Here is an 11,732-nt window from a genome sequence, read left to right as displayed (position 1 = left end):
AGACGCTCAGCCTTCGGCCGGAACCTCTACGGGCACGCCCCTCTCCCACAACTCTTCGGAGTGCTCGGCGAAGCGGGAGAACAGCCCGCAGTCACCTTGGCGGCGCAAGTGCAGCAGCGGGGAGTCGTGCCCGACCAGCCGCGCCAGATGTGGGGTCACCAAAAGCTCGTCATCGGAGCGAAAGACGGAAAGTGAGACATGGTTGACCGCATCCGCGGGAGCGGAGAAGCGGGCCTCCACCCCGTCCGCGGCGCCCAGCTTCCCCAGATGCTCCAAGGTGATCCTGATGCGCGTGGAAACCGTCAGCGCGACGTCTTCGAGCTGCTCGCGCTGACGCGTGACGTCACCTTCCGGGTCACCCAGAAGGAAGCGCACCCGGCATCCTTCGCCCGCCTTGCGGCGCAGAGTGCCGACGAAGTCGGGCTGGTCCAGCCAGAGGAAGTAATTCGTGTATCCGGCGAAGAGGAGATCCTGGGAAGAGCTCTCGATCAGCCCTCCCCACACCGTGGACGGACACGCGGACCGGTAGGGATAGCTGTGGACCAGTTCCCTGTCCGTACCGGTCTTGATGCGGTCCTTCACGGATTTCGGCCACAGCATCTCTTCGTCAACTCCCAGCTCGACGCAGGCGTCTTGGCGGTTCTTCCGGTGCGGAATCAACTCCGGATCGTTCAGCCACCGCTCCACGGTCTTGCCTGACACCCCGACTCTCATGGCCAGCTTGCGAGGGGTGAGGCCGGCATCGGCCATAGCCGATCGCAGAGCAGTGTTCAAGACCCAGCCTCCAGACGTTTGGGACGTCTTCCACGCTAGCGCCGAAACAGCCCAACTGTCCGGAGTTCAAGGCCGATACGTCCTTCTTGGGAGCCGAAGATGGCCCCGTGCCACCCGAGGCGAGCCGACCAGGCCGTCCGAAGGCCGGATGAGGAAGGACAGGCCATGAACGACACACCTGACACGGAGAAGCGCGACGCCGCTCTCCGCGACAAGGTCCGCGAGACCAACAAGCGCAGCATCGGGGGCCGTACATGATCGCTGTCGCGCACGCCTCCGCGGGGCCGTACACGATCGTCAAAGGGGACGCCAAGAGCTGCCGCACGTGCCGCCAGCTGGACGGCGCCCGGGCCCTGGCCCGGTCCCGACGGGACGCCACCGCCGAGGCGGCCTGCGCCGAGCGCGCCATGCGGCACTTCTACGACGCGCATCGAGTGAGCCCATGAAGTCGGACAACACCTGGTGCCTCACCTGCGCACGGCTCACCCTCACCCGCGCCGCCGCCTTCCGCTGCGGCGAGCACCAAGAGGTGCGTGCGGCCGACGCCGATCTACGGCGCCACCAGAACGACGCGCATTCCGGCGCCTCGGTCCCAATCCCGCTCCGCCCCCGCTGCTGAGACAGCGAGCACAAGTGCGGACGGGCTCCGAGACGGCCCGCACGCCCTCGAGGATCCCTGAGCGCGTGCGGGCCTGCCGTCAGCGAATCACTGGAAGTCGGCCGCGTGGTCCTTCGCCCACTGCGAGAACGGGACGGCCGGACGCCCCGTGGCCTCCCGCACGCCGTCGTGCACCGCGGCGGGTACGCCGTCGTGCGCGACGCGGTACGCGAGCAGGGCGTCGGCGATGGCAGGGGTCGCGAACCGCGCCGTACGCGCGTGCTCCTCCTCGCGGCTGACCAGCTCGATCCGGACCGGCTTGCCGATGGCGCGCGCGACGAGCCCGACCATCTGCTCCTCGCTGAGCGACTCGGGCCCGGTCAGGTGGTACGTCGCCTTGCGGTGCGCGTCGTCGAGCAGCGCCTGGACCGCCACCGCGGCGATGTCCCGTTCGTGCACGGGCGAGTTGTGCGCGCCCGGGAACGCGGACCGCACCACACCCTCCGCACGGATCGAGGACGCCCACTGGAGCGCGTTCGTGGCGAACGCGCCGGGCCGCACGAGCGTCCAGTCGATGCCCGATCCGGTCAGCGCCCGCTCCGCAGCAACGTGGAACGCGCCGATCGCGTTCGACTCCGGGTCCTTCTCCGCCGCCGACAGCGACGACAGCAGCACGATGTGCTCCACGCCCGCGGCGCGCGCCGCGTCGAGGAACGCGCCGATGCCCGCGGGATCCGCGTACAGGAACACCTTGCGGACCCCGTCGAGAGCGGCCTCGAACGTGCCGGGCTCGGAGAGGTCGAGCCGCACGGCCGCCGCCCCGCTCTCCTCGGGCCTGCGCCCGGCGGCCCGCACCACCGCGCCACGCTCCCGCAGGTCACTCAGTACGGCCGCGCTCACACGACCGCGCGCGCCGGTCACCAGAATCGTCATGGGATCTCCTGTCGACGGATGGAGCGACGAGTGCCGGGCACCGCCCGGCCGTGATCCGATCGTCCGCCCGAACCTGACGAACAGCCTTCTCAACTCACCACCGGGCCCCGGAATTCCCCCGTGCGACAGATGAACGCCAAGGCCCGGTACCGGAATTCCGGTACCGGGCCTTGGCAGCCGGTCTTGAGTCGACGGTCTAGAAGACCGACTCCGCCTCGTCCATGCGGCTCTCAGGCACCCGCTTCAGCTCGGTCACCGCGTCCGCGAGCGGCACCATCTTGATGTCCGTGCCGCGCAGCGCGGTCATCCGGCCGAAGTCGCCCCGGTGGGCGGCCTCGACCGCGTGCCAGCCGAAGCGCGTCGCGAGGACGCGGTCGTACGCGGTGGGCGTGCCGCCGCGCTGGACGTGGCCGAGGATGACCGGGCGGGCCTCCTTGCCGAGGCGCTTCTCCAGCTCCGCCGCGAGCTTGGTGCCGATGCCGGCGAAGCGCTCGTGGCCGAACTGGTCTATGGCGCCCTTGGCGTACTCCATGGACCCCTCGGCCGGGTGCGCGCCCTCGGCGACGCAGATGACGGCGAACTTCTTGCCGCGGGCGAACCGCTCCTCGACCATGGTGACCAGGTCGGCGACGTCGAAGGGGCGCTCCGGCAGGCAGATGCCGTGCGCGCCGCCGGCCATGCCGGACTCCAGGGCGATCCAGCCCGCGTGGCGGCCCATGACCTCGACGACCATGACGCGCTGGTGCGACTCGGCGGTGGTCTTCAGCCGGTCGATGGCCTCGGTGGCGACACCGACGGCGGTGTCGAAGCCGAAGGTGCGGTCGGTGGAGGAGATGTCGTTGTCGATGGTCTTCGGCACGCCGACGACGGGCAGGCCCGCGTCGGAGAGCATCTTGGACGCCGTGAGCGTGCCCTCGCCGCCGATGGGGATGAGCACGTCGATGCCGAGGTCGCGGGCGAGTTCCTTGGAGCTCTCGCAGGCCTCGCGCAGCCGGGCGCGCTCCAGGCGGGAGGAGCCGAGGATGGTGCCGCCGCGGGCGAGGATGCCGCTGACAGCGTCGAGGTCGAGCTTGCGGTGGCGGCCGTCGAGCAGGCCCTTGAAGCCATCCTCGAAGCCGATCACCTCGTCGTTGTGGCCGACGACCGCGCGGTGCACCACCGAGCGGATGACAGCGTTCAGGCCGGGGCAGTCGCCGCCTGCGGTGAGGACTCCGATGCGCATCTGGCTGTGTCTCCTGCTCGCTACTGGTACATGTGAGCCGAACCGATTGTTTCACGGGCCGGGAGGTGGGTGTGCGCACCTCATGAACCGCCCACTGACGCGCGCCTTATCCAGGGGCGCAGGTATTGTCAAGAGGGCAAGCCCACCATAACGGGTAATTTTTTACCGCATAAACACGGCGATGGAGCAAGGAGAGCACGCGTGACGCGCAGCGTGTACGTGACCGGGACCGACCGGGGCGACGGCCGCCAGGTCATCGAGCTGGGAGTCATGGAGCTCCTGACCCGCCATGTCGACCGGGTGGGTGTCTTCCGCCCGCTCGTCCACGGTGACGGCCCGGACCGCCTGTTCGACCTGCTGCGCTCCCGCTACCGGCTGAACCAGTCGCCGGAGAGCGTCAACGGCATGTCCTACGGCGACGCCTCCGCCCTGCAGGCGGAGCGGGGCACCGACGAGCTGGTCGTGGCCCTCGTCGAGCGCTTCCTGGCGGTCGCCCGAGAGTACGAGTACGTGCTGGTGCTCGGCACCGACTACGTGGGCTCCAACCTGCCGGACGAGCTGGCCCTGAACGCGCGCCTGGCGAACGAGTTCGGCGCCTCCGTGATCACGGTCGTCGGCGGCCAGGACCAGGACGCCGAGTCGGTGCGGGCCGAGGCGCGCAACGCCTACCGCGCCTACGAGGCGCTGGGCTGCGACGTCGTCGCGCTCGTCGTCAACCGGGTCGCCCCGGCCGACCGCACGGCCGTGGCCGAGCGGCTCGCCGCGAGCCTGCCGGTCCCCTGCTACGCGCTCCCCGAGGACGCCTCGCTGTCGGCGCCGACCGTGGCGCAGATCGTCCGCAAGCTGGGTGCCGAGGTGCTGCTGGGCGACGATTCCGGGCTCAACCGCGACGCCCGCGACTTCGTCTTCGGCGGTGCGATGCTCCCGGCGTTCCTGCCGGCGCTGACCGAGGGCTGCCTGGTGGTGACCCCGGGCGACCGCACGGACCTGATCATCGGCGCGCTGGCCGCGCACAGCGCGGGCGCCCCGCCGATAGCCGGCGTGCTGCTGACCCTCGACGAGCGGCCGGGCCCGGACATCCTGGCGCTGGCGGGCCGGCTGGCCCCGGGCACGCCGGTGATCTCGGTGCCGGGCGGCTCCTTCCCGACGGCCCAGGAGCTGTTCGCGATCGAGGGCAAGCTCAACGCCGCGTCGCCGCGCAAGTCTGAGACGGCCCTCGGCCTCTTCGAACGCCACGTGGACACCGCCGAGCTGACGAACCGCATCTCCGTGGCCCGCTCCAGCCGGGTCACCCCGATGATGTTCGAGCACGAGCTGATCGAGCGCTCCCGCTCCGGCCGCCGCCGCGTCGTGCTGCCGGAGGGCACCGAGGAGCGCGTGCTGCGCGCCGCGGACGTGCTGCTGCGCCGCGACGTCTGCGACCTCACCCTGCTGGGCGAGGAGGACGCGATCCGCAAGCGCGCCGGTGAGCTGGGCATCGACCTGGCCGGGGCGCAGATCGTCGACCCGCAGACCTCGGAGCTGCGCGAGCGCTTCGCCGAGCTCTACGCGCAGGTGCGCGCCCACAAGGGCATGACCGTCGAGCTGGCCCACGACATCGTCGCCGACGTGTCGTACTTCGGCACGCTGATGGTCCAGGAGGGCCTGGCCGACGGCATGGTCTCGGGCGCGGTGCACTCCACCGCCGCCACCATCCGCCCCGCCTTCGAGATCATCAAGACGGCGCCGGGCGCGCAGATCGTCTCCTCGGTCTTCTTCATGTGCCTGGCCGACCGGGTGCTCGTCTACGGCGACTGCGCGGTCAACCCGGACCCGAACGCCGAGCAGCTCGCGGACATCGCCATCCAGTCCGCGGCGACGGCCGCGCAGTTCGGCGTGGAGCCGCGGATCGCGATGCTGTCGTACTCCACCGGCACCTCCGGCTCGGGCGCCGACGTCGACAAGGTCCGCAAGGCCACCGAGCTGGTGCGCGAGCGCCGCCCGGACCTGCTGGTCGAGGGCCCGATCCAGTACGACGCCGCCGTGGACGCCGCGGTCGCCGCGACCAAGCTCCCCGGCTCCGAGGTCGCGGGCAAGGCCACCGTGCTGGTCTTCCCCGACCTCAACACCGGCAACAACACCTACAAGGCCGTGCAGCGCTCCGCGGGCGCCGTCGCGGTCGGCCCGGTCCTCCAGGGCCTGCGCAAGCCGGTCAACGACCTGTCGCGCGGCGCGCTGGTCCAGGACATCGTGAACACCGTCGCGATCACCGCCATCCAGGCTCAGGGCGAGCAGCGCCCCTGACGGCCGTTACTGTCGGTACGGGAGCCGCGCGGCCCCCGTACCGACAGAGCCTCCCGCGAGACCCCCCACAAACGACCCGGAAAGCCTTCATGACTGCCAACCCCACCCGAGTTCTCGTCCTCAACTCCGGCTCCTCGTCGGTCAAGTACCAGCTGCTCGACATGGCCGACCGCTCCCGGCTGGCCGTGGGCCTGGTCGAGCGCATCGGTGAGGAGACCTCCCGGCTGGCGCACACCCCGCTCGCGACCGGTGGCGCGAAGCGCGAGCGCGAGGAGCCGATCGCCGACCACGAGGCCGCGCTGCAGGCCGTCGCGCGGGAGCTGGCCGCGGACGGCCTCGGCCTGGACTCGCCGGAGCTGGCCGCGATCGGGCACCGGGTCGTGCACGGCGGCAAGAAGTTCACCGAGCCGACCGTGATCACCGACGAGGTGGTGGCGGAGATCGAGCGGCTGATCCCGGTCGCGCCGCTGCACAACCCGGCCAACATCACCGGCATCCGCACCGCCCAGGCGCTCCGCCCGGACCTGCCGCAGGTCGCGGTCTTCGACACGGCCTTCCACACCACGATGCCGGAGTCGGCGGCGCGCTACGCGATCGACGTGGAGACCGCCGACGCGCACCGCATCCGCCGCTACGGCTTCCACGGCACCTCGCACGCGTACGTCTCCCGCGAGACCGCGCGGCTGCTGGGCAAGGACCCGTCCGAGGTCAACGTCATCGTGCTGCACCTGGGCAACGGCGCCTCCGCCTCGGCGGTCCGCGGCGGCCGCTGCGTGGACACCTCGATGGGCCTGACCCCGCTGGAGGGCCTGGTCATGGGCACCCGCTCGGGCGACCTGGACCCGGCGGTGATCTTCCACCTGGCGCGCAACGCCGGCATGTCCGTCGACGAGATCGACTCGCTGCTGAACAAGAAGAGCGGTCTGATCGGTCTGTGCGGCGACAACGACATGCGCGAGATCCGCCGGCGCATCGACGCGGGCGACGAGAAGGCCGCGCTGGCCTTCGAGATCTACGTGCACCGACTGAAGAAGTACATCGGCGCGTACTACGCCGTTCTCGGCAAGGTCGACGCCGTGGCCTTCACTGCCGGTGTGGGCGAGAACGCCGCCCCCGTCCGGGAGGCCGCCGTCGCGGGCCTGGAGGAGCTCGGCCTGGCCGTGGACGCCGGCCGCAACGCCGTCCGGGCGGACGAGCCGCGGCTGATCTCCCCCGAGCACGCCCGGGTCGCCGTCGCCGTGGTGCCCACCGACGAGGAGCTGGAGATCGCCACCCAGTCGTACGCCCTGGTCAGCGCTTGATCACGGGTGGACTCCTGTCCTTTCCCACAGCTCGAATATTCCGCTCCGAAACAAACCGATAGGATCTGCCCCATGCGCCGTTCCAAAATCGTCTGCACCCTGGGCCCCGCCGTCGACTCCTTCGACCAGCTGAAGACGCTGATCGAGGCGGGTATGAATGTGGCCCGTTTCAACATGAGCCACGGGACCCACTCGGAGCACGAGGAGCGGTACCACCGCCTCCGTAAGGCCGTCGAGGACACCGGCCGCGCGGTCGGCGTCCTCGCCGACCTCCAGGGCCCGAAGATCCGCCTGGAGACCTTCGCGGACGGCCCCGTGGAGCTGGTGCGCGGTGACGAGTTCACCATCACGACCGAGGACGTCCCCGGCGACCGGACGATCTGCGGCACGACCTACAAGGGTCTGCCCGGCGACGTCTCCAAGGGCGACCAGATCCTGATCAACGACGGCAACGTCGAGCTCCGGGTCACCGAGGTCGAGGGCCCGCGCGTGCGGACCATCGTCATCGAGGGCGGTGTCATCTCCGACCACAAGGGCATCAACCTGCCCGGCGCGGCGGTGAACGTCCCGGCGCTGTCCGAGAAGGACATCGAGGACCTGAAGTTCGCCCTCGCGATGGGCTGCGACATGGTCGCGCTGTCCTTCGTCCGCGACGCCAAGGACGTCCTCGACGTGCACCGCGTCATGGACGAGGTCGGCCGCCGGGTGCCGGTCATCGCCAAGGTCGAGAAGCCGCAGGCCGTCGCCAACATGGAGGGCGTCGTCGCGGCGTTCGACGGTGTGATGGTGGCCCGTGGCGACCTCGCGGTGGAGTATCCGCTGGAGAAGGTCCCGATGGTGCAGAAGCGCCTCGTGGAGATGTGCCGCCGCAACGCCAAGCCGGTGATCGTCGCGACCCAGATGATGGAGTCGATGATCACCAACTCCCGGCCGACCCGCGCCGAGGCGTCCGACGTCGCGAACGCGATCCTGGACGGCGCGGACGCGGTCATGCTGTCGGCCGAGTCCAGCGTCGGCGCCTACCCGATCGAGACCGTCAAGACGATGTCCCGCATCGTCGAGGCGGCCGAGGAGGAGCTCCTCTCCAAGGGCCTCCAGCCGCTCGTCCCGGGCAAGAAGCCGCGCACGCAGGGCGGCTCGGTCGCCCGCGCCGCCTGCGAGATCGCCGACTTCCTCGGCGCGAAGTCGCTGGTCGCCTTCACCAAGTCCGGTGACACGGCCCGCCGCCTGTCCCGCTACCGCGCGGCCCAGCCGATCCTGGCCTTCACCACGGACGCCTCCACCCGCAACCAGCTCACGCTGAGCTGGGGCGTCGAGACGTACGTCGTGCCGCACGTCGACAACACCGACGCGATGGTCGACCTGGTCGACGCGGAGCTGCTGAAGCTGAAGCGCTACAGCAAGGGCGACACGATGATCATCACCGCCGGCTCGCCCCCCGGCATCCCCGGCACCACCAACATGGTGCGGGTCCACCACCTGGGCGGCGAGGGCTGAGCCCACACCGCACACGAACGCCGGACGGGCTGGATGCTTCCAGCCGGTCCGGCGTTCGCCGTTTCGGGGGGACGGCCTACGGATACGTGCCGTCCGTCAAGTACTGGTGCAGGTTCGGGATGTGCAGCGTCCCGCCGAACTGGCCGCCCTGCCGGAGCTTCACATTCGTGTAGAAGACGGGGATCGGCAGCTTCAGGCCGGGGATCAGCGGCGGCGGACTCGCCGGGCTCGCGGTCGACGGGATCAGACCCAGCAGCTTGCCCTTCAACTCCTCGGTGTACATCGTCACTTGCCCGCCGGTCACGGTCGAATCCGTGCCCGGCCCGGCGACGTGGTACTCCTTGCCGTTGCTGTTGACGATCTGGTGCAGGTCCTTGATGGTGAGCGCGTCCGCGGTGAACTTGAGCACGGACTTCTGCTGCCCGTTCACCATGGTGATCTTCTTGATGCCCTCGTACGTCAGCCCCTTGAGGGTGAGCACGCTCGCCTCCAGATACCAGGGCTGGATCGGGAAGGCGTGCCCCTCGTTCCCGTCCACCGCCTGCCCCTTGGGGCAGGGAGGCAGGGCCCCCGGGGAGCCGCTCGCCCCCGGCGAGGGCGTGGAGGGCGAGGTGCTCGGAGGCGCCGTGGACGGCTCGGTGGGCGGCTCGGTGGACGGCTGTCCACTGGGCGTACGGGCCCGGTCCGACGGGGCTCCGGCACCCTTGGGCGCGGCGGGGGCGGAAGAAGGCGCGGAGGGCGAGCCCGACGGGCCGGGTGCGGCACTGCGCGGCGCCGACGGCTGACCGTCGGGCTTCCTGCCGCCGTCCAGGATGTCCCTCAGCTTGTCGCCGAGACCCAAGGGGTCCAACGGGTTGAAGGACTTGGACGGCGAGGGCGACGTGGACGGCGGGGCCGAGGGTGGGGCGGACGACGGGCCGGTCTTCGCGGCCTTGCCCTTGTCCGGGCTCCTGCCAGGGTCCGGCTCGGCGCCGGGCTTGTCCTGAGGCTTCGCGGACGGGGACGTCGCCGGGGCCGGCTCCTTGGTGGGCTCCTTGGGCTTGGCCGCGTCCGTCTTCGCGCTCCGGCTCGGCTCCGGGCTCGCGCTCGTGCCCGGCTCCTCCGGCGACGCGTCCGGCGCCGTCGCGCACTGCCCCTCGAACGGCTCGGGCAACGGCGGCTTCGCCGAGGCCAGTTGAGGCGTGAGCCCCATGCCCATCAGGACGGCGGTCGGCATCGCCGCGATGGCGACGGCCTTGCCCGCGGGCATATGGAGCCGGGCGAGCAGCGGTTTGCGGGGGGCGGCGTGCCGGGGGCCGGATCTCACACCCTCGCCCTCGGGCTCTTCGTCAAGCGGCACTGTGGCCCCCGTCGGTGTCCTTGAGCAGGCTCAGTCCCGGCGGCGGCACGTCGGACCGCGGCTCGGAGCCGCCGTCCGGGTCCGCCTCGACGACCGGCTTGCCCGGCGCCCAGGAGACGCCGAGCGCGCCGCCGATCAGGGCCAGCAGGAAACCGACCAGGAACGCCCCGAAGTTGGACACCACCAGCGACACCAGCGCGAGCAGGATCGCCGCGACACCGGCGAAGATCCGCGACTGCTGCTGGAACCAGAGCGTCAGCCCGAGGACGACCAGCAGCACGCCGATGATCAGCGAGCCCGCGCCCGCCGTGGTGGCCATGCGGATGTGCAGATCGCCCAGCGTCATGGTCTGATACGGGATGTACATGATCGGGAAGCCGGCCAGCAGGGTCCACAGCCCGCCCCAGAACGGACGCCGCCCGCGCCAGTCCCGGAAAGAATGACGGGCGCGGCCGAACGATCCTGTGGGCCGGGGTCGCGTGTCGGCGCTCATGTCGTACAGCTCCTCGGGGGGCGATCGGGTGGAACGTGTTGCTCGATGTCTGGGCCGGGCCCGGCGAGCGGTGCGCGCGGTACGGGTACGGGATCGCGCTTCCCTTCCCGCACCCGTCCGTTCAGCGCGTCACTGCTTCTTCAGCTCGCACTTGGCCGCGCCCTTGGCAACGCTCAGGTGCAGACCCGGCAGCGTGAAGGTGCCCGCCGAGGTCGCCCAGGCCTTCTGGTCCACCGTGTCGAACCAGACCTCGTCGGCCTGCTGGGCGAAGGAGCCGGGCACATGCGCCCCCGCGGTACCCTTACCCGCCGCCGGGCCCGGGCCCTTGGTCGTGTCGTCCACGGACACGCCGATGTCGACGTTCTTGAACTTCGCGTTGGCGGTCATGTCGTCCGCGTCGATGTACAGCTTCGACGCCGTGACCTGCTTGTCCCCGCCCCCGGCCTTCAGTGTCATCGACACGTCGAAGCCGAAGGGGGTGGGAATGGTGACCGCCTGGCAAAGACCGTTGATCTCGGCGGTGTCGATGCCGACCACCGCGACCGGCTTCTGGCCCGCCTTGGTCTCGTCCAAGGCGCCGTACTGAACGAATCCGGTGCCATGAAGCTTGTCGGCCGTCACCTGGAACTGCTGGCCGGAGACACTGAACGAAGCCGCCAGCGCCCCCTGTGCCACCGCCACACCGATCGCGGCCGTCGCCGCCATACTGGGCACCATCACGACGGCGAACCGGCGCCATCTGGTCCCACCACGAGTCTGGGACTGCATGACTTTCCTCCTTCTCGGACGTACATCTCCGGTCGGGGCCTCATGGCCCGGGCCCGGGATGGGAGAAGTGCTACGTCCTCGGGAAGAAGAGCGCCGCCGCACCCGGTGGCGCGAAACGCCTCCGACGGCACCGGCGATCACCCCCGAGCGACAACCACTGGCCACGCGTTCGCGCAACCGCCGGGACAGGCCCTGCCGTTGACGGCGGGGACCCCCCTGTCCCTGGGCCGGCCCGACTGCGGGACGGCCCGCCCGGTGGGGACCCACGCCCCGCACACCGACCGGCTGCCGGGTAAGGGAATGGACCGAGCTTGGCCGATCGTGGTCCATTCACGGCCGGGGCACAAGAGGTTCATTACTAGCGAGTAACGGGCCGATAACCAAGGGGGGTCCGGAGCGCGTCGGCCGGTGCCGGGAGGGTTCCGCACCGTGTGCGGAAGAAGCGGGAGTCATACGAAAAAACCCGGGCGAATGCCCGGGTTTTTCTTACTCGCAGTAACGGCGCTCGCGATTACCAAGTTTTG

11 protein-coding genes are annotated in these 11,732 nt (G+C 70.5%); 5 read left to right on the top strand and 6 right to left on the bottom strand.

Features of this window, described 5'->3' with window-relative positions; all coding sequences use genetic code 11:
* Nucleotides 1-6: 6 nt before the first annotated feature.
* Nucleotides 7-750, bottom strand: a complete 744-nt coding sequence (locus DXZ73_RS29045) for an XRE family transcriptional regulator (RefSeq protein WP_162890368.1) — start codon at nt 748-750, stop codon at nt 7-9.
* Nucleotides 751-1,028: 278 nt separating this feature from the next.
* Between DXZ73_RS29045 and DXZ73_RS29040 the strand changes: the two genes are divergently transcribed.
* A complete protein-coding gene (locus DXZ73_RS29040; protein WP_116213973.1) occupies nt 1,029-1,220 on the top strand; it encodes a hypothetical protein in 192 nt (63 codons plus the stop codon).
* Complete coding sequence (locus tag DXZ73_RS38430; RefSeq protein ID WP_162890367.1) at nt 1,217-1,393, top strand: hypothetical protein; 177 nt, start codon at nt 1,217-1,219, stop codon at nt 1,391-1,393. The genes DXZ73_RS29040 and DXZ73_RS38430 overlap by 4 nt, the downstream gene beginning before the upstream one ends.
* 87 nt (nt 1,394-1,480) lie before the next feature.
* Here DXZ73_RS38430 and DXZ73_RS29035 read toward each other — a convergent pair whose 3' ends face one another.
* Nucleotides 1,481-2,305 carry an NAD(P)H-binding protein gene (locus DXZ73_RS29035; protein ID WP_116213972.1) on the bottom strand — a complete coding sequence of 275 codons (825 nt, stop codon included), beginning with the start codon at nt 2,303-2,305 and terminating at the stop codon, nt 1,481-1,483.
* Nucleotides 2,306-2,501: 196 nt separating this feature from the next.
* Nucleotides 2,502-3,527, bottom strand: a complete 1,026-nt coding sequence (locus DXZ73_RS29030) for an ATP-dependent 6-phosphofructokinase (protein WP_116213971.1) — start codon at nt 3,525-3,527, stop codon at nt 2,502-2,504.
* Between the two features lie 201 nt (nt 3,528-3,728).
* Between DXZ73_RS29030 and pta the strand changes: the two genes are divergently transcribed.
* From pta to pyk, 3 genes are all read left to right on the top strand, one after another.
* Nucleotides 3,729-5,810, top strand: coding sequence for a phosphate acetyltransferase (gene pta, locus DXZ73_RS29025; protein WP_116213970.1), 2,082 nt, complete (start codon nt 3,729-3,731; stop codon nt 5,808-5,810).
* Between the two features lie 89 nt (nt 5,811-5,899).
* The gene (locus tag DXZ73_RS29020; RefSeq protein WP_116213969.1) at nt 5,900-7,111 is read left to right on the top strand and encodes an acetate kinase; all 1,212 of its coding nucleotides are present in this window, start codon (nt 5,900-5,902) and stop codon (nt 7,109-7,111) included.
* A gap of 72 nt (nt 7,112-7,183) precedes the next feature.
* Nucleotides 7,184-8,608, top strand: coding sequence for a pyruvate kinase (pyk, locus tag DXZ73_RS29015; RefSeq protein WP_116213968.1), 1,425 nt, complete (start codon nt 7,184-7,186; stop codon nt 8,606-8,608).
* A 76-nt stretch (nt 8,609-8,684) separates the two neighbouring features.
* Here pyk and DXZ73_RS38425 read toward each other — a convergent pair whose 3' ends face one another.
* The 3 genes from DXZ73_RS38425 to DXZ73_RS28995 form a co-directional block, all read right to left on the bottom strand.
* Complete coding sequence (locus tag DXZ73_RS38425) at nt 8,685-9,947, bottom strand: hypothetical protein (RefSeq protein ID WP_162890366.1); 1,263 nt, start codon at nt 9,945-9,947, stop codon at nt 8,685-8,687.
* Nucleotides 9,937-10,440 carry a DUF6114 domain-containing protein gene (locus tag DXZ73_RS29000; RefSeq protein WP_116213966.1) on the bottom strand — a complete coding sequence of 168 codons (504 nt, stop codon included), beginning with the start codon at nt 10,438-10,440 and terminating at the stop codon, nt 9,937-9,939. The genes DXZ73_RS38425 and DXZ73_RS29000 overlap by 11 nt, the downstream gene beginning before the upstream one ends.
* A 129-nt stretch (nt 10,441-10,569) precedes the next feature.
* Nucleotides 10,570-11,208, bottom strand: a complete 639-nt coding sequence (locus tag DXZ73_RS28995) for a DUF6230 family protein (protein ID WP_116213965.1) — start codon at nt 11,206-11,208, stop codon at nt 10,570-10,572.
* Nucleotides 11,209-11,732: the final 524 nt, after the last annotated feature.

The organism is Streptoverticillium olivoreticuli subsp. olivoreticuli, from assembly GCF_003391135.1.
GTDB classification, from domain to species: domain Bacteria; phylum Actinomycetota; class Actinomycetes; order Streptomycetales; family Streptomycetaceae; genus Streptomyces; species Streptomyces blastmyceticus.
This window is presented reverse-complemented; position numbering and strand designations above follow the sequence as displayed.